General features: G+C 59.8%; 26 protein-coding genes. 9 read left to right on the top strand and 17 right to left on the bottom strand.

What is annotated here, in order from left to right:
• Positions 1-99: 99 nt before the first annotated feature.
• From G5367_RS12665 to pspA, 14 genes are all read right to left on the bottom strand, one after another.
• The gene (locus G5367_RS12665; RefSeq protein WP_270905441.1) at positions 100-198 is read right to left on the bottom strand and encodes a 4a-hydroxytetrahydrobiopterin dehydratase; all 99 of its coding nucleotides are present in this window, start codon (positions 196-198) and stop codon (positions 100-102) included.
• Between the two features lie 50 nt (positions 199-248).
• Positions 249-587, bottom strand: a complete 339-nt coding sequence (locus G5367_RS12660) for a 4a-hydroxytetrahydrobiopterin dehydratase (protein ID WP_216978931.1) — start codon at positions 585-587, stop codon at positions 249-251.
• 63 nt (positions 588-650) lie between these two features.
• The gene (phhA, locus tag G5367_RS12655) at positions 651-1,445 is read right to left on the bottom strand and encodes a phenylalanine 4-monooxygenase (RefSeq protein ID WP_421212118.1); all 795 of its coding nucleotides are present in this window, start codon (positions 1,443-1,445) and stop codon (positions 651-653) included.
• A gap of 152 nt (positions 1,446-1,597) precedes the next feature.
• Entirely contained in the window at positions 1,598-3,028 is a 1,431-nt protein-coding gene (locus G5367_RS12650) for a gamma-aminobutyraldehyde dehydrogenase (protein ID WP_040069353.1), read from the bottom strand.
• A gap of 29 nt (positions 3,029-3,057) precedes the next feature.
• Entirely contained in the window at positions 3,058-3,885 is an 828-nt protein-coding gene (locus G5367_RS12645; protein WP_005352644.1) for an ABC transporter permease, read from the bottom strand.
• Positions 3,886-3,920: 35 nt separating this feature from the next.
• Positions 3,921-4,889: an ABC transporter permease gene (locus G5367_RS12640; protein ID WP_421244301.1), complete on the bottom strand. Its 969-nt coding sequence runs from the start codon at positions 4,887-4,889 to the stop codon at positions 3,921-3,923.
• A complete protein-coding gene (locus G5367_RS12635) occupies positions 4,886-5,899 on the bottom strand; it encodes an ABC transporter ATP-binding protein (RefSeq protein WP_368151656.1) in 1,014 nt (337 codons plus the stop codon). Before G5367_RS12635 ends, G5367_RS12640 begins: the two co-directional genes overlap by 4 nt.
• 144 nt (positions 5,900-6,043) lie before the next feature.
• Positions 6,044-7,189, bottom strand: a complete 1,146-nt coding sequence (locus G5367_RS12630) for an ABC transporter substrate-binding protein (RefSeq protein ID WP_368151701.1) — start codon at positions 7,187-7,189, stop codon at positions 6,044-6,046.
• Between the two features lie 197 nt (positions 7,190-7,386).
• The gene (locus G5367_RS12625; RefSeq protein ID WP_005346246.1) at positions 7,387-8,310 is read right to left on the bottom strand and encodes a LysR family transcriptional regulator; all 924 of its coding nucleotides are present in this window, start codon (positions 8,308-8,310) and stop codon (positions 7,387-7,389) included.
• 190 nt (positions 8,311-8,500) lie between these two features.
• On the bottom strand, positions 8,501-9,532 hold the full coding sequence (locus tag G5367_RS12620) for a YcjF family protein (protein ID WP_421244300.1): 1,032 nt from the start codon (positions 9,530-9,532) through the stop codon (positions 8,501-8,503).
• A 51-nt stretch (positions 9,533-9,583) separates the two neighbouring features.
• Positions 9,584-10,990: a YcjX family protein gene (locus tag G5367_RS12615; RefSeq protein ID WP_421294422.1), complete on the bottom strand. Its 1,407-nt coding sequence runs from the start codon at positions 10,988-10,990 to the stop codon at positions 9,584-9,586.
• Positions 10,991-11,091: 101 nt separating this feature from the next.
• On the bottom strand, positions 11,092-11,496 hold the full coding sequence (pspC, locus tag G5367_RS12610) for an envelope stress response membrane protein PspC (protein ID WP_058058713.1): 405 nt from the start codon (positions 11,494-11,496) through the stop codon (positions 11,092-11,094).
• Positions 11,493-11,729: an envelope stress response membrane protein PspB gene (gene pspB / locus G5367_RS12605; protein WP_005333672.1), complete on the bottom strand. Its 237-nt coding sequence runs from the start codon at positions 11,727-11,729 to the stop codon at positions 11,493-11,495. The genes pspC and pspB overlap by 4 nt, the downstream gene beginning before the upstream one ends.
• 3 nt (positions 11,730-11,732) lie before the next feature.
• Entirely contained in the window at positions 11,733-12,419 is a 687-nt protein-coding gene (pspA, locus tag G5367_RS12600; protein WP_421244298.1) for a phage shock protein PspA, read from the bottom strand.
• A 196-nt stretch (positions 12,420-12,615) separates the two neighbouring features.
• Between pspA and pspF the strand changes: the two genes are divergently transcribed.
• The 7 genes from pspF to G5367_RS12565 all read left to right on the top strand — a co-directional run bounded on the left by pspF (position 12,616) and on the right by G5367_RS12565 (position 19,185).
• On the top strand, positions 12,616-13,644 hold the full coding sequence (pspF, locus tag G5367_RS12595; RefSeq protein WP_005333674.1) for a phage shock protein operon transcriptional activator: 1,029 nt from the start codon (positions 12,616-12,618) through the stop codon (positions 13,642-13,644).
• A 108-nt stretch (positions 13,645-13,752) separates the two neighbouring features.
• Positions 13,753-15,348 carry an ABC transporter substrate-binding protein SapA gene (gene sapA, locus G5367_RS12590; protein ID WP_216980316.1) on the top strand — a complete coding sequence of 532 codons (1,596 nt, stop codon included), beginning with the start codon at positions 13,753-13,755 and terminating at the stop codon, positions 15,346-15,348.
• 2 nt (positions 15,349-15,350) lie between these two features.
• Complete coding sequence (locus G5367_RS12585) at positions 15,351-16,310, top strand: ABC transporter permease (protein WP_288728356.1); 960 nt, start codon at positions 15,351-15,353, stop codon at positions 16,308-16,310.
• A 35-nt stretch (positions 16,311-16,345) separates the two neighbouring features.
• Positions 16,346-17,239, top strand: coding sequence for an ABC transporter permease subunit (locus G5367_RS12580; protein WP_421244297.1), 894 nt, complete (start codon positions 16,346-16,348; stop codon positions 17,237-17,239).
• Positions 17,239-17,367, top strand: a complete 129-nt coding sequence (locus tag G5367_RS12575; RefSeq protein WP_421212122.1) for a hypothetical protein — start codon at positions 17,239-17,241, stop codon at positions 17,365-17,367. The genes G5367_RS12580 and G5367_RS12575 overlap by 1 nt, the downstream gene beginning before the upstream one ends.
• Complete coding sequence (locus G5367_RS12570; RefSeq protein WP_005333679.1) at positions 17,367-18,365, top strand: oligopeptide/dipeptide ABC transporter ATP-binding protein; 999 nt, start codon at positions 17,367-17,369, stop codon at positions 18,363-18,365. Before G5367_RS12575 ends, G5367_RS12570 begins: the two co-directional genes overlap by 1 nt.
• A 34-nt stretch (positions 18,366-18,399) precedes the next feature.
• A complete protein-coding gene (locus tag G5367_RS12565; RefSeq protein WP_421244296.1) occupies positions 18,400-19,185 on the top strand; it encodes an ATP-binding cassette domain-containing protein in 786 nt (261 codons plus the stop codon).
• Positions 19,186-19,290: 105 nt separating this feature from the next.
• Here the strand turns inward: G5367_RS12565 and htpG are convergent, their stop codons facing one another.
• Together htpG and recR are read right to left on the bottom strand one after the other, a co-directional pair.
• Positions 19,291-21,204 carry a molecular chaperone HtpG gene (gene htpG / locus G5367_RS12560; protein ID WP_216978938.1) on the bottom strand — a complete coding sequence of 638 codons (1,914 nt, stop codon included), beginning with the start codon at positions 21,202-21,204 and terminating at the stop codon, positions 19,291-19,293.
• 165 nt (positions 21,205-21,369) lie between these two features.
• A complete protein-coding gene (gene recR / locus G5367_RS12555; protein ID WP_019444931.1) occupies positions 21,370-21,972 on the bottom strand; it encodes a recombination mediator RecR in 603 nt (200 codons plus the stop codon).
• A gap of 214 nt (positions 21,973-22,186) precedes the next feature.
• Between recR and G5367_RS12550 the strand changes: the two genes are divergently transcribed.
• On the top strand, positions 22,187-22,909 hold the full coding sequence (locus G5367_RS12550; protein ID WP_421244295.1) for a DUF2982 domain-containing protein: 723 nt from the start codon (positions 22,187-22,189) through the stop codon (positions 22,907-22,909).
• A gap of 504 nt (positions 22,910-23,413) precedes the next feature.
• The gene (locus G5367_RS12545) at positions 23,414-24,445 is read left to right on the top strand and encodes a LacI family DNA-binding transcriptional regulator (RefSeq protein WP_266134806.1); all 1,032 of its coding nucleotides are present in this window, start codon (positions 23,414-23,416) and stop codon (positions 24,443-24,445) included.
• A gap of 145 nt (positions 24,446-24,590) precedes the next feature.
• Here the strand turns inward: G5367_RS12545 and G5367_RS12540 are convergent, their stop codons facing one another.
• Positions 24,591-25,010, bottom strand: a complete 420-nt coding sequence (locus tag G5367_RS12540) for a GNAT family N-acetyltransferase (protein ID WP_421207032.1) — start codon at positions 25,008-25,010, stop codon at positions 24,591-24,593.
• Positions 25,011-25,042: the final 32 nt, after the last annotated feature.

Below are 25,042 nucleotides of genomic sequence, written 5' to 3'. Positions count from 1 at the left end.
TCGATCCCCCCAGTGCGAGCGCCAGCCCATAAAAATGCGGGCCCGCCCCGCTTTCGCAGGCAGGCCCGGGTCAACCGATGACGCTGGTGTGGGGTGCGATTACCGGAGCAACTGATCGGTGCGCGCCGCCATGATGAAGTCGTTGCGATGCAAGCCGCCGATCTTATGCATCCACCAGCTGACGGTCACCTCCCCCATTCGGTCAGAAATGCAGGAAGGGGGATACTCCGCCTCAACCTGTTCTCAGATTATCTGGGCAATTGGTCTGTACGCGCAGCCATGATGAAGTCGTTGCGATGCAAACCGCCGATCTTGTGGGTCCACCAGCTGACGGTCACCTTGCCCCACTCGGTCAGGATGGCCGGATGATGGAACTCTGCCTCCGCCAGCTCGCCCAGGCGGTTGGTAAACGCCAGCGCCTCCTTGAAGTTGCGAAACGTAAATTCCCGCCGCAGTTGCAGCGCCCCCCCCTCCACCAGCGGCTGCCAGTCGGGAATAAGCTGCATCAGCTCACGCAGCTCCTCATCGCTCACCTTGGGGGCATCGGCGCGACACGCTTCACACTGTTGGCTGGCCAGTTCGGACATGGGTTACTCCTGCTTGAATTAATGAAAAATTAATGAAAATGAAATAGGGTTGTTTGCTTTTGGTCAGCTCGCCTGTTTGCCAGCGGGAACCTCAAAACGTGGCGGATAGAGGCCAAGACGACTGGCCTCGGCCAGAGCAGCCATGATCTCCTCCCCAGTCAGTTGGTAGAGATGCTCGAGACTCGGCAGCACAAAATAGGTGGGCTGCATGATGTCGATGCGATACGGGGTGCGCAGCACGGTCAACAGATCGAAAGGTTGCAGCAGCGGCTGGCCGGAGAGGGCATAGGCGGTCTCGCCGATGGAGGAGAGAATGCCGCCACCGTAGATACGCAGCCCGTCAGGCGTGGCCAGCAGGCCAAACTCCACGGTGAACCAGTAGAGCCGCGCCAGAAAAACCCGCTGCTCCTTGCTCGCCTGCTGCCCCAACTGACCGTATAGGTGGGTGAAGTGGGCAAAGGCCGGATTAGTCAGCATGGCGCAGTGGCCAAAGATCTCGTGAAAGATATCGGGCTCTTGCAGGTAGTCGAGCTCGTCCCGGCGCCGGATAAAGGTCGCTACCGGAAACTGGCGGTTGGCCAGCAGGGCGAAGAAGCGATCGAACGAGATAAGCGCAGGCACCGCCGCCACCGACCAGCCGGTCGCAGGCTGCAAGACGGCGTTGATCTCGGCCAGCTGGGGGATGCGCTCACGGGGCAGCCCCAGTCTGTCGAGACCGGCCAGATACTCGTCACACCCCTTGCCATCGAGAGCGGCGAACTGACGTTCGATCAGGACCTGCCAGGTACCATGCTCCTCGTTGCTGTAGTGGATCACCCCGTCAGCATCCGGCTGGTGGGCGGTGTAAAAGGTTGCCATAGCGGTTCCATCCTCTGGCGCCACATCAGGCGCCTTGCCGTTTCATCACGGTTTCACTGTAACGAAATGGCAACAAAAAAAGCAGCCGACCCATGAGCCGGCTGCCGGGAACAGTTGTAAATAAATTGTGACAACCCGCTAACCAGTCCCCACTACAGCTTGACCATGATATGGCGCGGCACCGTGTAATCCTCCAGCGCATAGAGGGAGAGATCCTTGCCGTAGCCCGACATCTTCATGCCGCCGTGGGGCATCTCGGAGGTGAGCATGAAGTGGGTGTTGATCCAGGTGCAGCCATATTGCAGGTGGCTGGCCACCTTGCTGGCGAGGCTCAGATCTTTGGTCCAGACCGACGAGGCGAGGCCATAGTCCGAGTCGTTGGCCCACTGCACCACCTGCTCGGCATCATTGAAACGGGTCACCGACACCACAGGGCCAAACACCTCGCGGCGCACGATCTCATCCTCCTGACGGGCCCCGACAATCAGGGTCGGCTCGAAGAAGAAGCCGTTGCCTGGGCGGATCTTGCCCCCCGCCGTCACCTCCACATGACCGCTGCTCTGGGCCCGCTCGACAAAGCTGGCGACCCGGTTGCGCTGTCTGTCCGAAATAAGCGGCCCCATCTCCACCCCCTCCTCGTACTGGCTTCCCACCTTGATGGAGGCCACCGCATCGGTCATGGCGGCGACGAACTTGTCGTAGATCTTACCCTGGGCATAGATACGGCAGGCGGCGGTGCAATCCTGGCCTGCGTTGTAGAAACCGAAAGTGCGAATGCCCGCCACCACCGCCTCCAGATCCGCATCGTCGAAAATGATGACCGGCGCCTTGCCTCCCAGCTCAAGGTGGGTGCGCTTCATGGTGCGGGCGGCGCTCTGCAGGATCTTCTGGCCGGTGGCGATATCGCCGGTGAGCGACACCATCCGCACCAGCGGGTGCTCCACCAGCGGCGCCCCCACGCTTTCCCCCCGCCCGCAGATGACGTTGATGACGCCGCGGGGGAAGATCTCGCTGGCCAGTTCGGCAAGCCGCAAAGCGGTGAGCGGGGTCTGCTCGGAGGGTTTGAGCACCACCGTATTGCCCGCCGCCAGCACCGGCGCCATCTTCCAGGCCGCCATCATCAGCGGGTAGTTCCAGGGGGCGATACTGCCCACAACACCAATGGGGTCGCGGCGGATCATGCTGGTGTGCCCCTCGAGATACTCCCCCGCCAGCGGCCCTTGCAGGCAGCGGGCCGCCCCGGCAAAGAAGCGGAAGCAGTCCACCACCGCGGGCAGCTCGTCGTTGAGCACCGCCAGATAAGGTTTGCCGCAGTTGAGGGATTCCAGCGCCGCAAACTCCTCGGCGTGGCGCTCGACGAGATCCGCCAGACGCAGCAGCAGGTTGCTGCGGCTTGCTGGGGTGGTGCGGCTCCACTGGGCGAAGGCGCGCTGGGCACCGTTCACAGCCCGGTTCACCTGTTCGAACGAGGCTTCGGGCACGGCGGCGATCTGTTCGCCGTTAGCCGGGTTGAGAATGGGTTCGGCCTGCCCCTCGCCGGTCACAAACTGGCCATCAATCAAGAGTTGGGTAGAGAGTTTCATAGTTGCATCCTTGCGCACACGTTGAGTCATCATTTGCCACTGCCAGCGACATCATGGGTGTCGCGAGTGAGGTAGTAGGCAAGCAAAATAGGGATAGTGGTGAAGGCCACTATGATGAGGGCCACCACGTTGGTGACCGGCCTGTCTCGGGGACGGATCAGCTCCTGATACATCCAGATGGGCAGCGTGGTCTGCTGGCCTGCCGTGAAGGTAGTGACAATCACTTCGTCAAAGCTCAGGGCAAAGGCCAGCATGCCCCCCGCCAGCAGCGCCGTGGCCAGATTGGGCAGGATCACGTAGCGCAGGGTCTGGAAGCCGTCGGCCCCGAGATCCATCGACGCCTCGATGAGGCTCTGGTTGGTGCGGCGAAAACGGGCCAGCGCATTGTTGTAGACCACCACCACACAGAAGGTGGCGTGGCCGATAACGATGGTCCAGAAGCTGAACGGGATCTCCATCAAGCCGTAGGCAGAGCGCAGCGCGATACCGGTGACGATACCGGGCAGCGCGATGGGCAGCACCAGCAGCAGTGACACCACCTCCTGACCGAAGAAGCGGCTGCGAGCAATGGCCCCTGCTGCCAAGGTGCCGAGGATCATGGCCGCCAGTGTCGCCAGCCCCGCGACCTCCAGTGACAGCTGGATGGCACGCCACACATCGGGGCGATTGAGGGTCACCTCGAACCACTTGAGGGTGAGCCCGGGGGGCGGAAACTGGTAACTCTTGCTCTCGCTGGTGAAGGCGTAGAGGAAGATAAACAGAATGGGAAAGTGCAGGAACAAGAGCCCGCCGATGGCGGCGTACTTGAGCAGGCCCGAAGGGCGCTCTCCCTGACGGCTCACTGAGCTAGCTGACATGACGGCCTCCTTGCTGCCGGATCAAAGCGATTGATTCAAAGCGCATCAAAAGCCCCCAGTCGTTTCGCAATCGCCAGATAGATGGCGATGATAAGGATCGGCACCAGCGAGAAGGCGGCGGCGAAGGGCAAGTTGCCCGCAGTCCCCTGCTGCATATAGACCACCTGACCGATATACATGGTCGAGTTGCCGATGATGCCGGGGATGATGTAATCACCGAGGGTCAGCGAGAAGGTGAAAATGGAGCCCGCCACCACACCAGGCAACGCCAGCGGCAGGATCAGGTTGCGAAAGGTCTGGGCGGTTGTCGCCCCCAGATCGCTGCTCGCCTCCAGCAGGGATCGCGGTATACGCTCCACCGCTGCCTGAATGGGCAGGATCATGAAGGGCAGCCAGACATAGACGAACACGATAAAGGTGCCGAGCCGCGAAAAAGAGAGCGACGGGCCACCTATCACCGGCAGGGAGAGGATGGCATCGAGCAGCCACTCCAGCCCCATGCTGTCCGCCAGCCAGCTCACAACCCCCTCCTTGGCCAAAATCAACTTCCAGGCATAGACCCGCACCAGATAGCTGGACCAGAGCGGCAGCATGATCCCTACATAGAACAGCGCCCGGGTCTTGCCACTGGTGTAGCGTGCCATGTAGTAAGCAACCGGAAAACCGAGCAGGGCGCAGGCCAGGGTTACCAGCAACGACATGCCGACGGTGCGGCCGATCACATCCAGATTCTCCGGCCGCAGCAGGGCGACGAAGTTTTGCAGCCCCAGCTCGTGGCGCACCTGACCGCTGAACTCGTCCAGCCCGAACAGAGAGTTGGAGAGCAGCATCAGCAAGGAGCCGACATAGATGATGCCGAGCCACAGCAGCGGCGGCCCCAGCAGGATCGCCAGCAGCAGGCCGGGCCGACCATAGAGCAGGGTCGAGAGGCGCCGCAGCGGCCTGAAACGGGCAGGTTCGGGCTGATGGTTCATGGCAAGACTCGCACTGTGAGGGGCACTCATGGCTGCGCCCCCTGATGGGCGCAGCTCAGGCGATGGATAGCCTGCTCCGGCCAGCTGAGGCTGACCCTGCTGCCACGGGCCAGACGGGCCTGCCCCTCATTGGGGTGGTTGACGATGATCTCGAGCTGCTCCCCGAGATCAACCCGATAACGGACGAAGGGACCCAGATACTCCACCTCGCGGATCTCCCCCGACCAGCCCGGCGCGCCCGCCTCAGCGAGCCGGATCCGCTCCGGGCGCACCATCATCTGGCTGCCGTCGCCGCACAGCCGTCTGGCCTGCTCCCCTTCGAACAGATTGACGGTGCCAACGAAGCGGGCCACAAACGGCGTCGCCGGAGCGTCGTAGATAGTATCGGGCGCAGCGATCTGCTCGATCTTGCCCTGGCTGAAGATGCAGATCCGGTCGCTCATGGAGAGCGCCTCCTGCTGATCGTGGGTGACGAAGATAAAGGTGATGCCCAGCTGGCGTTGCAACGCCTTGAGCTCAAGCTGCATCTGCTCGCGCAGTTTAAGATCGAGGGCCCCCAGCGGCTCATCCAGCAGCAGGATGCGTGGCTGGTTGATGAGGGCTCTGGCGATGGCGATGCGCTGGCGCTGGCCGCCGGAGAGCTGGCTCGGGCGGCGCTTGCCGACCCCGGGCAGTCGCACCAGCTCCAGCATCTCGTCCACCTTGCGGTAACGCTGTGCCTTGGCGACCCCCTTGAGCATCAGGCCATAGCCGATGTTGTCGCGCACATCCATGTTGGGAAACAGGGCATAGTCCTGAAACACGGTATTGAGGTTGCGATCGTAGGGGGGCACGGTGGAGCAGGGCTCGCCGAACAGGCGGATCTCCCCGTCGCTCGGGTACTCGAAGCCCGCGATCATCCGCAGGCAAGTGGTCTTGCCGGAACCGCTCGGCCCCAGCAGGGTAAAGAATTCCCCGGAGGGGATCTGGAAAGAGATGTCGTCGACCGCCTTCACCTCGCCATAGTGGCGACTGACCCGGTCAAATTGTACGGCGTTCATGGGGCGTCCTTGTCTGTGCTGGGATGGGCCGGACTCCTGTCCGGCCCGCTTGATTATCCGCTCTCGGCAGTCGTGCAGAGGAGGCGCAGCGCCCCTGCCGTTGGCAAGGTGGCAGCGGTTCAGACCACCTTGCTCACCCCCGCCTTAGCGGCCGCCCAGAATGGCGATATAGTCGGAAACCCAGCGGTAATAGGGCACGCAAGTTCCCTGGCTCTTGCACTGGGAGACCGGAGTGCGCCAGAAGCGAACCCGATCGAAGTTGTCGATACCGTTGGTTTTGCACCCGGTCGGGCCCAGCAGGGCATTGCCCTCACAGGCGGCGGGCACCACCGGCACGGAGCCGAACCAGGAGGCGAGATCCCCTTGCAGCTTGTTGCTCAGGGAGTGCTCCAGCCACTTGTAGGCACAGGTGAGGTTCTTCGCCTCGCTGTGTACCATGCTGGTGTCGGCCCAGCCGGTGACGCCCTCCTTGGGCACCGTCGTGGCGATGGGCTGCTTGTCGGCGATCAGGGTATTGGCCTGGAACGGCCAGGAGCCGGAGGCCACCACCCCCTCGTTCTTGAAGTCGTCGATCTGGACGAAGGCGTCGTGCCAGTAGCGTCCCACCAGCTGACGCTGCTGGCGCAAGAGGTCGAGGGCGGCCTTGTACTGATCCTCGTTCAGCTCGTAAGGATCCTTGATGCCCAGGGCAGGCTGATGGGTCATCAGATAGAGGGCGGCATCGGCGATGTGGATCGGGCCGTCAAAGGCCTGCACCCGCCCCTTGTTGGACTTGCCATCCGCCAGGGTCTGTTCCTCGAATACCACGTTCCAGGAGTCCGGTGCCTTGGGAAATACCTTGGTGTTGTACATCAGGATATTGCCGCCCCACTGGTAGGGCACGCCGTAGTGCTTGCCATCCACAGTGTGCCAGGGGGCATTTTGCAGCCGGGGATCAATCTTGCTGTAGCTCGGGATGAGCGCCAGATTGAGCGCCTGCACCTTGCCACCGGCAATCAGACGCAGACTGGCATCGCCGGAGGCGGTCACCAGATCGAAGCCCCCCTCGTTCATCAACGCCACCATCTCGTCCGAGGTGGCCGCCGTCTTGACGCTCACCTTGCAACCGGTCTCTTTCTCGAATCCGGTCACCCAGTCGTAGTTCTTGTCGGTCTCGCCACGCTCAACGTAGCCAGCCCAAGCCACGATATTGAGCTGGCCTTCACCCTTGCCGAGCTCGGTCGGGGCAGCCTGGGTCTGGCCTGCCAGCAGCGCCGGAACAAGAGCCAGCATCAGAGGGGTCAATTTCATCATGCACTCCTTGCATTGTGTTGACTTGCATCAGGTGAAGGAACGCCACCATAGGCGTTAACATCCTGTTAACCAGCAATGAGCTTAGGGGAGTGGCAATACGATGAATATTTCAATTTTTGGTGGCTCAGGTATCAGCTAAATCGATATCGAGTGCAGATGAATCTGATTTTTGGTGGCTACCCCGCAAGATATGGCTAGCGAGGGAGCGCCTGACGGGCCCGCAACCGGCTCTGATCCCGCGCAATATCGATAAATTCCCGCGCCGTCCAATCCAGCCGAGAACCACGGCGCCACACCAGCCCGATATCGATGGCGGGAATGGGCTCCTTGATGGGGCGCGCCTCGACCCGCTCCTGCTCCAGCGACCAGGGGCGATAGGCAAAATCGGGCAACAAGGCGACCCCGAGCTGGCTCGCCACCAGACTGCGCACTGCCTCCACCGACGCGGTGCGCAGCACGATACGGGGGGAGATGCCGTAGCGGCGCAGGCCGCCACCGATGATCTGATCGAGCTGATCGGCGGTCAGCGAGATCATCGGCTCCTCCCCCAGCGCGGTGAGCGAGAGGGTCGACTCGGCGCAGAGCGGGTGGTTGGCGGCCAGCCAGAGCCGCAGCGGCGAACGGGTCAGCAATTCGGTATCAAACGCCTCTTGCCGGATGGTGCGGTTGGTCATCAGGATCCCCACATCCACCTCGCCGTTGACGATCTGGTGCTCCAGAAAAGGCTGTTCATCCTCCTTCACCTCGATCTGTACCGCCGGAAAGGCACGGCGAAAGCGGCCAAGCGCCTCTGAGAGGTAGTAACCCGCCACCAAGGTGGTCACGCCGATGGTGAGTCGCCCCTGATCCTGCTGGGCCACCGCTTTGAGGGAGTGGCTCGCCTCGGTCATGGCGCCGAGAATGCGGCGGGCGTGGAGCAAAAACTGGTGGCCCTGGGTGGTGAGGGTGACGCCGCGCGGATTGCGCTCGAATAGCGGGGCGCCGAGCTCGGTCTCCAGCTCGCGAATGGCGCTGGTGACCGCCGACTGGGAGATATGCAGCTCGGCTGCGGCACGACTCACTGAGAAGCTGTCGGCCACGGCCACAAAATAACGGATCTGGCGAAAGGTAAAGTTCATCGGGCATCCTTGCCGATTGGTACTATTGGTGTGATTGATACGATTGACTGCCAGCTTAACCGTAAACGGGCGCCTCGCCAAAACCGGGCACTGCTGCCAACTCAATGATCTGCCGATTAAAACCATGCCCCTGCGGCTTGGCGAGCACGACAGGGGCATGGGTCATCGCAGCAAGGTGCAGACAGGGCTATCAGGATTTGTTGAGATACCCCGCCAGCTGGCCGATCAGCCGCTTGCGCAGCTCACCGAGTTTGGGCTTCTCGTCCGCACACCAGGGCAGCGGGCGGCACGCCTCTATGGTGCGCAGGCCAAGGCGAGCGGTGAGCAGCCCGGCCCCCACCCCTTGCGCCGCGCGAGCAGAGAGCTTGGCGGCAAACTCGGCGCCCAGCAAGTCCATCCCCACCTCGGTCACCAGCTCGGTGGCACCGGCGTAGAGCATGTTGCGAAACACCTGACGGATGAGGCGTATGCGGCTCCAGTAGCCGAGCTCGATGGCATAGACATCGGCGATATCCTCGATCATCCGCAGGTTGCGCCACAGCATCAGCATCATGTCGACGGTGGCGAGCGGGCTCAGCGCCACCAGCACGGCGGCCTCCCCCGACCATTTGGCCACCCGCGCCTGCGCCAGTTTGTCGCGCTCGCCGAGCACCAGCTGGCTATAGAGGGTCAGCACCTCCCGATCGCTGTGGCTCTCGTCGAGCTGGGCCAGCCAGGTTTGATACCCCTCGCGCCCCTTGTCACCACTTTTGACCGCCAACCCTTCGCAAAAGGCCTGCCCCTGCCCGACTCCCTGATGGGCCAGCAGATCTTCGGCACGCGAGCGCACATCCTGACGCCGCTTGAGGGTGCGCAGTCGCAGCCACTCGCGCCCCACCACGCTGGCGGTACCCGCCGCCACCAGCGCCGAGGCCGCCAGCCAGGCGCTGCCCCAGAGCGGGGTGGTGAGGAATTGATCGTAAAGAAAGGCGCAATACTGGCCCAACGAGAGCAGACCGACCGCCCCCAGCCCCCACGCCAGCAGCCGATGACGGCGACGCGGTTTGCTGACGAGGGCGCTCTCCACCTCGGTGAACTCGTCCAGCTCGTCGAGGCGCTCGAAGCTCGCATCCTCCAGCCGCTGGGCCGGTGCGGGCGGTCGCTCGTCACTGGCCACCGTCAAGGCAGGCTCAAGGATCACCTTGCCCTGCAGCGGTGGCCGCTCTTTTATCTGATCGTTCATCGCATTGTTCTCCTGAGTGCGGCGCCGGAAACAACCCCGGGCCGCGCACCGTTATTCGAGGTGATCCCCGAGCAGAAAGTCCAGCGCCGCATCAAGCCGGATATGGGGCAGCGCCTGATGGGGGCTCATGGGCATGGGGCGAAACGCCTGAAAATCAAAGCCCTGACTGTTCCACCACTGCGCGGGCGGAATATGGGGCGGCACCTCCCCCGGGAACAGCAGCAGCGATTCACCGCTCAGACTGGTGCCACGGATGGCGGGGAACTCGCGGCCATTGGCCACCCCCTTGCCCACTTCCGTCGCCTTGATGGCGGCGAGCGCCAGACACTCTGTGGTGATCCCCTCAAAACGGGCCTGCCCGCGGCCGCTGCGCACCAGATGCTGGAGCAGGGAGACCATGGGCCCATGTTGTTCAGGGGTGACGTGATCGGCCTTGCTCGCCACAAACAGCAGTTTGTCGATACGGGGCGAGAAGAGTCGCCTCCACCAGTTGCTCTTGCCGTAGGCAAAGCTCTCCATGATGCGGGCGATGGCCTGCTGCATATCGCCAAAGCTGGCAGCCCCTGCATTGAGGGGCTGCAGGCAATCCACCAGCACGATCTGGCGATCAAAACCGGCAAAGTGCTGCTCATAAAAACCCTGCACCAGATGCTGTTTGTACTGCTCGAAGCGCTGCTTGAGAGTGGCGTAAAGAGTGCCATCAGCGGGCTCGCCGACAGGCATCTCCCACACCCAGGGGACAAATTGCAGCATGGGGGCACCGGCATACTCCCCCGGCAACACGAAGCGACCGGGTTGAATAAGGTGCAATCCCAACTCCTGTTTGCAGGCATGCAGATAGGCGGTGTAGCGCTCGGCCAGCTCAGCTACCGGCCGCTCTTCGAAGCGCTGACCGGCATGCCACCCGGGGGTCAGCCAGCTGGCGGAGAGCGCTTGCAGCTCGGGGCGACGCAACTGCTCGCGTACCTGTTCGCTCCACTGCTCGTAGCTCATCTCAAGGAGCGGCAAGTCGAGCAGCCACTCCCCGGGGTAGTCCACCAGATCCACGTAGAGGGTGGAGATCTCCCCCAGATGCTTGCGCAGAGGGTGACGGGTGCGATAGCGGATTTCGAGACGCACTTCGGCCACGCCGCGGGTGGGCTCGGGCCAGGCAGGTGGATCGCCAAACAGGGAGTCGAGGCCACGCTCGTAGGCAAAGGTGGGGATGTGGGCATTGAGCTGCGGCACCCGGCGGGCGCCGAGGATGCGCCCTTGACGCAGGGCATCCCACAACGGCAAACGGCCATCGATGGCCGCGTGTTCCAGCTGGTTGACCAGCGCCGTGATAAAGGCGGTTTTGCCGCTGCGAGAGAGGCCGGTCACCGCCAGCCGAATATGGCGATCCCGCACCCGGTTCACCACGTCGTTCGCCTTGTGTTGCAGGCGAGTCAACTTCTGTTCCAGTTTATTGAGTATCAAGGCTTGACCCGTTCTCCCTTGGTGGTTGCATCTGGATAGCTGGTGTCGATGGTGGCGCATCACGGGAGGCGCTGCCATCGACATGGGGGCTTCAGCAAGCACTACAGCTTGCGAAATTCCCGCTGCAGGGTGAACTCCCTTGAGGTCACCAGCTTCTCGATCCGCTGAACTCTGGGCTCCAGCGCGTCAAGTTCCTGCGCGATGCGGCCCAGCGCCTGATGAGGGGTGATCCCCGCCTGCCAGCTGCGCGCCTTCATCCGCACCTCGGCAAAGTCGGCATCCTCTTGCGAATAGAGGGTAACCGGCTTTTTGTCGAGCAAGAACCAGGCAGCGATATAGGCGGTGAAGGTAATGAAACCGGCGAAGATGAGGCCACTGATGGCGAGCAGCCGCACGATCCAGATCTCCACCCCGAAATACTCAGCCAAACCGGCACAGATCCCGGCTATCTTGCCACGCTGGGGATCACGATAGAGGTTACGCCCTTCACGACTGACACTGCTCATACCTTGTTCCTCCAACCGGGTACTTCCGCATCCAGAATCGATTCCAGCGCGCCCACTCGCTCCTGCATCTTCTCGGTACGAGCCAGCAGCCCTTGCAGCTGTTCCCGCTCGCTATCGGCAAGACCGGCGCCAATCCGCCCCTTGGCACGATAGTGCAGCACCAGCCAGATGGGGGCTACCACCACCATGAAGACCACCATGGGAACCATCAATACGCCCAGCAGATCTTCCATCTGTTACTCCCCCTGTTTGCCTTCGCTTTTGCTGTCGCCCTGGCCCAGCTTCTGGCGCATCGCCTCCAGCTCGCGGCTTATCTGATCGTCCACTTCCAGCTCGGCAAACTGCTGCGCCAGCGCCTTGTCGGACTGTCCCAGATCGGCGCGCGCTTCCATTTCGTCGATGCGACGCTCCATCCGCTCAAACTTGCTCACCACCGCCAGGCTCTCGCCACGGGCTACCTGGCTCTGCACATTGAGACGGCTGCTGGCAGCTTCGGTGCGAATGGCCATCGCCTTTTGACGGGCGCGGGCATCTTCCAGCTTGGCTTCGAGCTGACGGATCTCTTCACCCAGCTTCTCGATGCCGCTATCGACCGCCTGCTGCTCACGCTGCAACGCCTCACCCAGCTCGCTCTGCTTCTTCTTCTCGATCAGGGCAGCGCGTGCCAGATCTTCACGCCCTTTGGTCAGGGCCAGCTCGGCCTTGGCTTGCCACTCGTCGACCCGCTCCTGATGACGGGCGACCTGACGACCAATCTCTTTCTGGCTGGCGAGGAAGCGGGCCAGATTGGAGCGCTCCTTGACCAGCTCGTCCTCCATCTCCTGGATGATCAGGCGCACCATCTTCTGGGGATCTTCTGCCTTGTCGAGCAGGGCCGTCAGGTTGGAATTGATGATGTCGGCCAGACGGGAAAAAATACTCATGATTGCACTCCTGTTATTGGCATGGCGTTGTTTCTCCATTGACAATGGCAACTTGTGTGCCAATCTGGAACAAAATTTAACTTGTTGATTTATATGGGGCAGAATAGCCGGATTGCAAGATGCCTCGCGCAAGAGATGATTAAAATCACCAACTTTTGGTAAGATTGACCAGCTTTTACAACTGACAGGGATCACTATGACCACGGCCACGGAAAGCCTGCTGGGGGAATCCAACGCATTTCTCGAGATCATTGAGCAGGCCTCACGGCTCGCCCCGCTGCGCAAACCCGTGCTGATCATCGGTGAGCGGGGGACGGGCAAGGAGCTGATCGCCCACCGCCTACATTATCTCTCGGCGCGCTGGGATCAAAGCTTTGTCACCATCAACTGCGCCACCCTGAGTGAGAGCCTGCTGGAGACCGAGCTGTTCGGTCACGAAGCGGGGTCGTTTACTGGCGCCGCCAAGCGCCATCAGGGCCGCTTCGAGCGGGCCGATGGCGGCACCCTCTTCCTCGACGAGCTGGCCACCACCAGCGCCCGGGTGCAGGAGAAGTTGCTGCGGGTCATCGAGTATGGCGAGTTCGAGCGGGTGGGCGGGGCCAAGCCCCTCAAGGTGGATGTGCGGCTGGTCTGCGCCACCAACGAGGATCTCCCTGCGCTGGCCGACAAGGGGCAGTTTCGCCACGATCTGCTCGACCGGCTCGCGTTTGATGTGATCACCCTCCCCCCCTTGCGGGAGCGGCGGGAAGATATCCTGATGCTGGCGGAACACTTCGCCCACAGCATGACCCGGGAGCTTGGGTATCCGCTCTTTGCCGGTTTCTCGCGCAAGGCAACCCAGCTGCTGCTAGATTACCACTGGCCGGGCAATGTGCGGGAGCTGAAGAACGTGGTGGAGCGCAGTATCTATCGTCAGGGCAATCCCCAACTGCCGCTCTCGACCCTGGTGCTCAACCCGTTTGATTCCCCCTGGCGACCACAGGTCACGCAACCTGCGCAAGAGGCCCGAAGCGAGGTACAATCTGCATCCCCCCTTGCCTTGCCACTCGATCTCAAGCAGGCGGTGGCGGAATACGAGATTAATTTACTCAAGCAAGCGATGCAGCAATCCCAGTATAATCAGCGCAAAGCCGCTCAACTGCTGGCCTTAAGCTATCACCAGTTCCGTGGCATGCTACGCAAATATCAGCTGCTGGATGGCGATAACGATGCAGAACAAGAGTGAAGGAGCGCGGTTGATGCCGACGCCAGCAACACGCCAGCCTCCGCGCTGGCACATTTGTATCAAAGCGTGCGTACAAACCCCTTATAAGAACATGGTTCAACAATGAGAATGCTCACCCCCTTGCTGCTGGGTCTGCTGGTGCTGGTCACCGGCTGCCAGAAGCAACCCGAGGCCTCCAAAACCGGGCTTATCTATTGCGCTGAGGGCTCCCCCCTCTCCTTCAATCCCCATGTTTCCAACTCAGGGGTGACGCTGGATGCCAGTGCCCGTCCGCTCTACGACCGCTTGCTGGAAGTTAACCCCAACACCCTGGCGCTGGAGCCGGCGCTCGCCACCAACTGGCAGATCAGTGAGGATGGCCTCACCTACACCCTGACCCTGCGCGAAGGGGTAAGCTTTCACCATACCGCCTGGTTCACACCTAGCCGTCCCTTCAATGCCGACGATGTGGTTTTCACCTATGCCCGCCAGCTTGACGAGCAGCACCCCTATCATCTGGTTTCCGGCGGCGACTACCCCTACTTCTTCAGTCTGGGGCAGGATCAGCTGATCAAGAAGGTCTACAAAAAAGGGCCACACACCGTCGTCTTTGAGTTGAATCAGCCCAACGCCTCTTTCCTTGCTACCCTAGCGAGCGACTATGCAGTGATCCTCTCGGCCGAATATGCCGACCAGTTGCTCAACGCGGGCACACCGACCCTGCTGGATAGCCGCCCCATCGGTACCGGCCCGTTCAGCTTCAAGGAGTATCGTCACAACGAGTTCATTCGCTATCAGCGCCATCCCGCTTACTGGAACGGGCCAGCAAAAATTGAACAACTGGTTTACGACATCACCCCAAAATCCGCCAAACGGCTGGCCAAGCTGCTGACCGGCGAGTGTGACGTAATGAGCACGCCGGCTGCCAGCCAGCTCTCGGTGATCAAAGAGCACCCCGACTTGAGCCTCTCGGTCCAGTCAGGAATGAATGTCGCGTTTTTAGCCCTCAATACCCGTAAACCACCGTTCAACAACGTCAAGGTTCGCCAGGCCATTGCCAGCGCCATCAATGTCGACAACCTGCTACAGGCGGTCTATTTCGATACCGGCCTGCCAGCCAACAGTCTGCTGCCCCCCCTCTCCTGGGGCTACAACCCCAGCCTGCCCGAGCGCAAGCCCGACCTGAAACGGGCACGCCAACTGCTCAAGGAGGCCGGGCTCGAACAGGGACTGGAAATGCAGGTACTGGTGCAACCGGACGCGCGCCCCTACAACCCGGATGCGGTCAAGACAGCCCAACTGATCCGCAGTGACCTGGCCAAGGTGGGGATCAAACTCAAGATTGTGCAGCAAGAGTGGCCCGTCATTGAGAGACGCCTGCTCAATGGGCAATACGACAGTCTGCTCTCCGGCTGGATCGCCGACAATGCCGACCCGGACAACTTCTTTCGCCAGTTGCTGAGCTGCTCTGCGGTGGAGCGGGGCAACAACTACAGCCGCTGGTGCAGTCCGGCCTTCGACCAGTTGCTGGATGATGCGGTCACCACACCCCAGCTCTCATTCCGGCTGCGCAACTACTATTACGCGCAAACCCTGCTCAATGAACAGTTGCCGCTCATTCCGCTGGCCCATGCCCTGCGTACCCAGGTCACTCGCAGCGATATCGAGGGGCTGACACTGATGCCCTTTGGCGGCACCTCCTTCAATCAGGCCTACAGGGAGTAAGCATGCTTCTATACATCTTGCGCCGCATCAACCTGCTGCTCATCACCCTGCTGGCGCTGACGCTGGTCGCCTATCTGCTGGAGTATCGGTTGCTCGGTCACGAACTGAGTTTCTGGCGCGGTTATCCCGACTTTCTGCGCCGTATTTTTGCAGGCGACCTGGGGATCTCCAGCGTCTCCGGGCTGCCGGTGCTGGACGAGATCCGCCACTATTTTCCCGCCACCCTGATCCTCTGCCTGGCGGCATTTGCCATCTCGCTGCTGGTGGGTATTCCCCTCGGCACTCTGGCTGCCCTGTCACAAGGCAAGACGCTGGATCTCTCCATCATGACCGCAGGTCTTATCGGCTATGCGGTACCGGTATTCTGGTTGGCACTGCTGGTGGTAATGCTCTTTTCGCTGGATCTTGGGTGGCTACCGTCATCAGGACAGATCAGCCTGCTCTACGATGTACCACACATTACCGGTATTGCCCTGATCGATGTATTGTTGAGCCACGAGCCCTGGCGACAAGCAGCACTACATGATGCCCTGCGCCACCTTATTCTCCCGTCACTGGTGCTGGCGGTGGTGCCCACCACCGAGGTGATCCGTCATGTGCGCAGCTCCCTCATCGACGTGATGAAGCAGAACTACATCAAGGCGGCGGCGAGCCGGGGCCTGTCCAAGGCGCAGATCGTCTGGCGCCATGGTCTGAAGAACGCCCTGCCGCCGGTACTCCCGCTGCTGGGCTTGCAACTGGGCAGCGTGCTCACCTCCGCCATGATCACCGAGGTGGTGTTCGAGTGGCACGGGATCGGCCGCTGGCTCATCAGCAGCATCGCCCTGCAGGATTACGCCGCCATTCGTGGTGCGACTCTGGTGGTGGCCAGTTTCGTTATTCTGATCAGCGTCAGCACAGAGTTGCTGACCACCCTTATCTATCCGGCACGGCGCAAAGAGCTCTATGCCAAACAGGATTGAACGCGCTCATGGCGTGACCAGGAGCCAGGTACCCTATGCAAGATAAATCGAACATTTACCCCGAACTCAAGATCCTTTCGCCCCTTGAGCAGACGTGGGCATCCTATCGCCGTAACCCGCTGGCGATGGCGGGTCTCTGGTGTTTTTTACTGTTGCTGCTTGTCACTCTGGTGGGGCCACTGGTCGTTCCCTACAGCATTGATGAACAACACACCGACAAGCTGCTGCTGGCCCCCTCCTGGGCGGCAACCGGCAATATCGACTACTTCCTGGGCACCGATGATTTGGGGCGCGACATGCTCTCCCGGCTGGTGGTAGGAGCACGTCTCACCTTCGGCTGTGCCCTGGTCGTGGTGGCGATCGCCATGGTGGTCGGCTCTGCCATTGGTATCCTCGGTGGCATGAGCAAGGGGCTCAAATCGAGTGTGCTGCACCATCTGCTCGATACTCTGCTCTCCATCCCCTCCCTGTTAATGGCCATCATCATGGTTGCCATTCTGGGCCCGGGCCTTGGCAACACCCTGATCGCCATTACCCTGGCATTGATCCCCCCCTTTATACGGGCCACTTACAACGCGGTGCATGCCGAGATGCAGAAGGAGTACATCATTGCCAGTCGGCTCGATGGCTCGCCCCCCTTCAGGATCATGCGTCTGGCTATTTTGCCCAATATCGTCGAAACCCTGGTGGCCCAGACTACTCGCACCTTGTCGGCAGCCATCCTCGATATCTCGGCAGTCGGTTTTCTCGGCCTCGGCGCCCAGTCTCCCCAACCGGAGTGGGGCACCATGCTGGCTGATTCGAGCGATCTCATCTATCTCGCCCCCTGGACCGTCACTTTGCCGGGCATGGCTATCCTGTTCAGCGTGCTGGTCACCAACCTGGTTGGCGAAGGCATCCGCGAAGCGCTCAAAGAGGGGAATGACTGATGCAATGCTCTGTGCCCAAGATAGACATGCTCACCCTTGTCCCCCACTCATTCCTGTACGGCGTGCAGGTCAACCCATCGCTGGTTGGTGAAGGCATTCGTGAAGCACTCAAAGAGGGGAATGACTGATGCCTCTGCTCGACATACGCAACCTCACCATCGAGATCGACACCCCGCAGGGCAAGGTCAAGGCGGTGGACAAGGTGAGCCTGACCCTGACCGAGGGGGAGATCCGCGGTCTGGTGGGTGAATCCGGCTCCGGCAAGAGTCTGATCGCCAAGGTGATCGTCGGCATCGAGAAGGACAACTGGACGGTACGTGCCGACCGGATGCGCTTCAACGACATGGATCTGCTGACCATGGCCCCCAAGGAGCGCCGTCGCATCATGGGTCGCGAGATCGCCATGATCTTCCAGGACCCCATCAGCTGTCTCGACCCCTCCGAGGAGATCGGCACCCAGCTGGAAGAGGCGATCCCGACCGATTCGTTCGAGGGGCAGTTCTGGCAGCGCTTCCAGTGGCGCAAGAAGAAGGCCATCGCCCTGCTGCACCGGGTAGGCGTCAAGGATCACCGCAAGGTGATGCGCGCCTATCCCCATGAGCTGTCGGATGGCATGTGCCAGAAAGTGATGATCGCCATGGCCATTGCCAACCAGCCGCGTCTGCTGGTAGCCGACGAGCCCACCAGCGCCATGGAGTCCACCACCCACTCCCAGATCCTGCGACTGCTGGACAAGATGAACAAGCTGGGCAATACCACCATCCTGATCATCAGTAACGATATCGCCGCCATCGCCAACCTGACCGATACCATCAACGTGATGTATTGCGGCCAGATGGTGGAGGTGGGCACCCGGGAGCAGATCCTCGAAACCCCGCATCACCCCTATACCGATGCCCTGCTCAAATCGATCCCCGACTTTGACAAGCTGGTGCGCCACAAGTCGCGCCTCGAGACCCTGCCCGGCGTCATACCGCCGCTGCAACACCTGCCCATCGGCTGCCGTCTGGGGCCGCGCTGCCCCTACGCCCAGAAGCAGTGCGTGCAGACTCCGTTGATGAACAAGATCAAGGGCCATCAGTTCAGCTGTCACTTCCCGCTGAACATGGAGGAGCCGAAAAAGTGATGATCGTTAACGCCCCCATGAAGGAGCCCCGCTTGTGATCGAGCCATCCCTGTTGCAGGTCAGAGGCCTTAGCAAAACCTATCAAAACCGCACCGGTCTGTTCCGTCGTCAGGCGGTGGAGGCGATCAAGCCCCTCTCGTTTGATCTGGAGGTAGGCCAGACCTTGGCCATTCTGGGAGAAGCAGGCTCCGGCAAGAGCACCCTGGCCCGTATACTGGCTGGCATGATCGAGCCCACCAGCGGTGACATCGCCATCGACGGTCAACTGATGGTGCACGGCGATTATCAAACCCGCTGCAAGCTGCTGCGGATGATCTTTCAGGACCCCAACACCTCGCTAAACCGCAAGATCCGGGTCGGCCAGATCCTGGAAACCCCGCTGCGACTCAACACCGAGATGAGTGAGGAGGAGCGTCACGAGAAGGTGATCCAGACCCTGCGCATGGTGGGGATGCTGCCGGACCACGCCCTCTTCTACACGCAGATGCTCTCTGCCGGTCAGCAGCAGCGTGTGGCGCTGGCGCGGGCATTGATCCTCAACCCCAAAATCGTGGTGGCCGATGAAGCGCTCTCCACCCTGGATATCTCGGTACGCTCCCAGATCATCAACCTGCTGCTGGAGATGCAGGAGACCATGGGGCTGAGCTATGTGCTGGTAGCCAACGATCTGGGCATCGTCAGCCATATCAGCGACGAGGTGCTGGTGATGCACGAAGGTCGGGTGGTGGAGCGCGGCAAGACCCTCAAGGTGTTTGCCGATCCCCAGCACGAGGTGACCCGCCGTCTCATCCAGAACTACAACAACGAATACCGCAAGTAGAGAGGCGCTGGCCGCCTCCCTTGCCGCTGTGTTTCGCCGAGCTCACTCGGCGGGATCAAAAAAGCCCACTGCATGCAGTGGGCTTTCTGTTACCGGCGTTGCTGCTTAGGCTTGCAGCAGCAGACGGTTGATGCGGGAGACGAAGCTCGCCGGATCATTCAGCCCGCCCTGCTCGGCCAGCTGGGCCTGTTCGTGCAGCAGGGTGACCCACTCACCGAACAGTGCCTCGTCTTCAATGGTGTCGAGTTTCTTCACCAGCGCGTGATCAGGGTTGAGCTCCAGAATGTACTTCTGCTCCGGTACCGGCTGGCCGGCCGCGCGCATCAGCTTGATCATCTGGGTGCTCATACCGTAGGCGTCGGTGACGATGCAAGAGGGGGAGTCGGTCAGACGGTGGGTGACACGCACCTCTTTCACTGCATCGCCCAGGCTCTTCTTGACCCGCTCAACCAGACCGGCGTTGGCCTTCTCGGCCTCTTCCTGTGCCTGCTTGGAGGCTTCGTCTTCCAGATCGCCGAGATCCAGCTCGCCACGGGTGACGGAGATAAGTTGCTTGCCATCGAACTCGGTCAGGTGGCTCATCAGCCACTCGTCCACGCGCTCCCACATAAGCAGCACTTCGACACCCTTCTTGCGGAAGATCTCGAGGTGCGGGCTGTTCTTGGCGGCGGCATAGGAGTCAGCAGTGATGTAGTAGATCTTCTGCTGGCCTTCCTTCATGCGGCCAACGTAATCTTCCAGCGACACGGTCTGGGCTTCACCCTCGCCAGCGGTACTGGCAAAGCGCAGGAGCTTGGCGATCTCTTCGCGGTTGGCGTAATCCTCGGCCGGGCCCTCTTTGAGCACGTTACCGAACTCTTTCCAGAACTTGGCGTACTTCTCGGCATCGTCTTTCGCCAGCTTGGAGAGCATGGTCAGCACGCGCTTGGAGCAAGCCTTGCGCAGGGAGGCAGTCACCTTGTTATCCTGCAGGATCTCGCGGCTGACGTTGAGCGGCAGATCGTTGGAGTCCAGCACCCCTTTGACGAAGCGCAGGTAGGTCGGCATAAACTGCTCGGCGTCATCCATGATGAAGACGCGCTGCACATAGAGCTTCAGACCGTGCTTCTGATCGCGGTTGTAGAGGTCGAACGGTGCGCGGGCCGGTACGTAGAGCAGGCTGGTGTACTCTTGCGCCCCTTCCACCCGGTTGTGACCCCAGAGCAGCGGATCTTCAAAGTCGTGGGCGACGTGCTTGTAGAACTCCTGATACTCCTCGTCCTTGATATCTTTCGGGTTACGAGTCCACAGTGCAGTCGCGCGGTTGACCTGCTCCCACTCGCCCGGGGTGCCGACGATGGTCTCACCATCCTCTTCGCGATCCGGGGTACCCTCTTTGAACATCTCGACCGGTACACTGATGTGATCGGAATATTTGCCCACCACGGAGCGCAGACGCCAGTCATCGAGGAACTCGTCCTCTTCGGCGCGCAGGTGCAGGATGACGTCGGTACCGCGACCCTCTTTGGTCACATCAGCGACGGTGAAGGAGCCTTCCCCTTCCGACTCCCACTGCACACCCTGCTCCGGAGCAGTACCGGCGGCGCGGGACACCACGGTCACCTTGTCGGCCACGATAAAGGCGGAGTAGAAACCGACCCCGAACTGACCGATCAGCTGGGAATCCTTACCCTGATCGCCGGAGAGGTTTTTGAAGAATTCGGCGGTGCCGGACTTGGCGATGGTACCCAGATGCTCAATCACCTGATCACGGGTCATACCGATCCCGTTATCGGAGATGGTCAGGGTACGCTTCTCTTTGTCCACCACCAGGCGCACACGCAACTGGCCGTCGTTTTCAAACAAAGAGGCATCGGAAAGCGCCTTGAAGCGCAGCTTGTCCGCCGCATCGGATGCGTTGGAGATCAGCTCGCGCAGGAATACTTCTTTGTTGGAGTAGAGGCTGTGAGCCATCAGGCTCAGCAGTTGTTTGACTTCAGTCTGAAAGCCGTGGGTTTCGGCATGAACACTTTGGGTCATGGACCAATCCTCAGAAACATCGGGTTGAACATATGCCCAACCTAGATGGGGACGGCCAATCAAATATCAAGGGGGCGAATGTGCAATCCTGCTCATTCGCCCCCTTTTTCCATTCAACTGCCGATTTTCTGATCAAGCCGCAATGATACAGCCCTATCCCGCCCCTTATTTGAGGCGCTGACGCCCCATCAGGGAGTGGGAGAGCGTGGTGCCATCCACCAGCTCCAGCTCTCCGCCCACCGGCACACCGTGGGCGATGCGGCTCACCTCTACCCCGGCAGCACGGGCCATATCAGCGATATACCAGGCGGTAGCATCCCCCTCGATGGTGGGATTAGTAGCGAGGATCAGCTCACTGATGTGCTCTTCCTTCAGACGGCGCTCGAGAATATCGAGCCCCAGCTCCTCCGGGCCGATGCCGTCCAGCGGCGACAGATGGCCCATCAGCACGAAGTAGCGACCGGAAAACTGGCCGGTCTGCTCGATGGCGGCCACGTCCGCCGGACTCTCCACCACGCAGAGCAGACCGTTCTCTTCCCGCTTGGGATTGGCGCAAATATCGCAGCGATCGTTCTCGGTAAAGGTGCGGCAGTGGCTGCAGTGGCCAATCTCGGTCAGGGCGCGAGAGAGCAGCTGGGCCAACCGCAAGCCGCCGCTGCGCTCACGCTCGAGCAGGGTAAAGGCCATCCGCTGGGCAGACTTGGGCCCCACCCCCGGCAATACCTGCAGGGCTTTCATCATCTCATCGAGCAGGGGACTGAACTTCATAACACTCCTTACACAGGCCTGGCCCTCGCCACCACCTGGGCCACGACGGGTCAGCAAAACAGGATAACGCCATTGGCGCAGGACTATACCCGAGCCGGCCCATGACTGCCATTTGCTTTGCTGGCCAGCGCAAAAACGCGGCTCTTATACTTGCTCAAAGACAATCAGGTGGTGTCATAAAAGATCGCCCCTCTCATCAGGACAAGGAGGTTAAATGGAGACACAACATATAAAGCCTCTGGTCCGCCGAAACGGGCTGACCCTGATCTGGGCCGGGGGGCTCATCACCAGCCTGATGCTATTACTGCTCTGGTTGCTTGTGGAAGGCCCGGTGCTCCCGGCCTATATATTGCTACTGAGTGGCATGATGATGACCTTGATAGGCTGGCTCAAGCTCAATGAACCCCCGATCAGCCTATCCCTATGCCAGCACTCCCTCCACTATCACCACAAATATGGCGGCTGGGCACTGAAGTGGCACAACATCCAGCGTATCGATCAACCCAGAATCCATGTTGGTTGGGATCTCCAGCCCCTGCCCTATATCGGTTTCAAGATAAAACAGTATGACGAGTTTCTGACACTGATCACTCCCAGACTGGCCGTGCATCTGTTGACAGAGCAGCGCCCTGTGTTGCTGCATGCCCTGCATAATGAGCAGCTCCATGGGCAGCCAGTGCATACAAATGACCCCTTACAAGGCATCGACTGGCTGGAGGAGAGTCACTTTTGCTCCCCGCAAGGGCTGCACTACGATGGCGCATTGGCCATGCTGGCTCAACGGATGATTCGCATGCGCCACTTGCTCGGTTATGACCTGTTGATCCCGGTAGGCAGCCTGGATCGGGAACCGGACGATTTCCTCAAACTGCTGCGCCAATACCGGCAGGAGGCGAACGTATCTCCACTACCTTCATCAGAGCCATATGCTCAATAACCCCCATGCCAAGTGGTTGTCGCTACGTCCCAGGCACTGAACGGTGAGCTATCCAACGCGGTTGTAACACCCATTAGACGATTGCAGAGAGTGCCGATGAGAACTACCTATTCCCATAACACTAAACACTCATACTCATACTCATACTCATACTCATACTCATACTCATACCCTGAAGTAACACCCCTTCACCATGGGGTGCGGTGTTTATTTGAACAGTTAACTGCCATGGGTCATGGCAGTTAAAGAGGCTCATTTTTCGACATTGGATGCCAAAACGCTCAAGCGCTCTTGGCAACACGTTTTTATTTGTAATGGCTAACCAAAATCTAATTACCATACAAGTAACCCGAATTGCCGACGCACCTCCTACAGCGAATCATCACTTTTACTTAAGCCTTATTTTTTATACACTTAAATACATGTCGGGAGATTATTGGATGGCTTTTCCCTCAGATCACGAAGGATATCGAGCCGAGTAAAACCAATCAGGAAGCAGAACACGTGTCCTCGAGAAGCAAACAAACCGTCAAGCTTGATGATGTCGCGGCCCTGGCCAAGGTGTCCCCCTCGACAGTCTCACTTTATGTACGTCATCCAGACAAGGTAAAAGCCAATACCGGCCATAAAATTCAGCGTGCCATTGATGAATTGGGTTATGTGCACAACAAAATTGCCAGTCAGTTTACTGCCGGGCGAAGCTCGGCAATGGCAATTATCGTTCCTTCCATTTCCAATATTACCTTTAGTACCTTTGTCCAGCAGATTGAACATATCGTGAGTGATGCCGGTTTTCAGCTCTATATCGCATCTCATGATCACTCAATGGAAAAAGAGGAGCAGCAGATCCGCTCCATTTTACAATGGTCTCCTGCCGCCATAACCCTCACTGGCGCTAAGCACAGTGATACTACGATTCGTATGCTGGAGCACAGTGCGGTGCCTGTGGTTCAAGCATGGCAAATCGGTGAAGCCAGTCCGTTTGTCGCGCAGGTCGGTATAGATCATTTTCAGGTGGGTTACGATGCCGCATCTTACCTGATACGCTCCGGCTGCCATAAAATTGCCTATTTCACGACCCGTTTTAACGATGACGTGCGTGCGCAGAGCCGCTACAGCGGCTTTTGCCAGGCACTTGAGACGGCGGGTATGGATCCCTTGTTGGTCGAAATCCCTTACAGCGACAATATTTACCCCGCCGCACGCGAACTACTCATCAAGACACTGCTCAAAGAGCGCAAACTCGACGGCATTTTTGCATCAAACGATACCATTGGTACTGCATTGCTGATGGAGGCGATTGCACGCAATATCCCGGTACCAGAGCAACTATCTATCATCGGGTTTGGCGATTTTCCAGGCAGCGGCTATCTGGCCCCCGTGACCTTGTCCAGTATCAATATCAATATTCACTCTGTTGCCAGCCAAGCTGCATCTATGATGTTGCGGATGGCTCGCGATCCCGATTATAAAGGCGAGATCATTGATGCAGGATTTGACTTGATCCCCAGACAGAGTACCCGGTTTGTTTTGTGACCAAGCCAATATAGTCACACCATGAACCATCACAAAACCATGGCCTTGATAAATAGCCCATAAAGATAAATGCCCCCCATGTATCTACCAGAACACTATCCATTGCGTCAGATATTTTTAAGCAGGGCACCAGTCACTGCCAGCGCTACAAGATTTTGGTTAAGTAATATCGCTGATGAAACACCGGGCACTTTTCCAACGTCATGACGACTGAATACCCCCGCGCTTGGTAAAAAGGCTTTGCTTGAAAACTAAAAGTATCGAGCTGTGAAAAACGGCAGCCGCGCTCTAGGGCAGCCTGCTCCATTGCTGCCAATAACCGGCCTCCTACACCGCGCCCCCGCAGGCTACTGGCCACCCACAGATACTCGATATAGAGCCAGTTACCGTAGGTATGGCCACTGCATCCTCCGGCACGACGCATCTGCTCATCCTGATAGAAGATGGCAAGTGGGCGACGTATCTGTTCACCGACAAACTCACGATTGGTTTTGATCAGGTTGTCTCGTAAAAAATCGATGTCGTCCTGGCTGGGGTTTTGCACAACGTCAAGAGTGTCAATCATGCTGCTCTGCTCCTCTGGTGAAACATAATGGC

It is taken from the genome of Aeromonas sp. 604282 (assembly GCF_049170575.1).
In the GTDB taxonomy this organism is placed as follows: Bacteria; Pseudomonadota; Gammaproteobacteria; order Enterobacterales; family Aeromonadaceae; genus Aeromonas; species Aeromonas veronii_A.
This window is presented reverse-complemented; position numbering and strand designations above follow the sequence as displayed.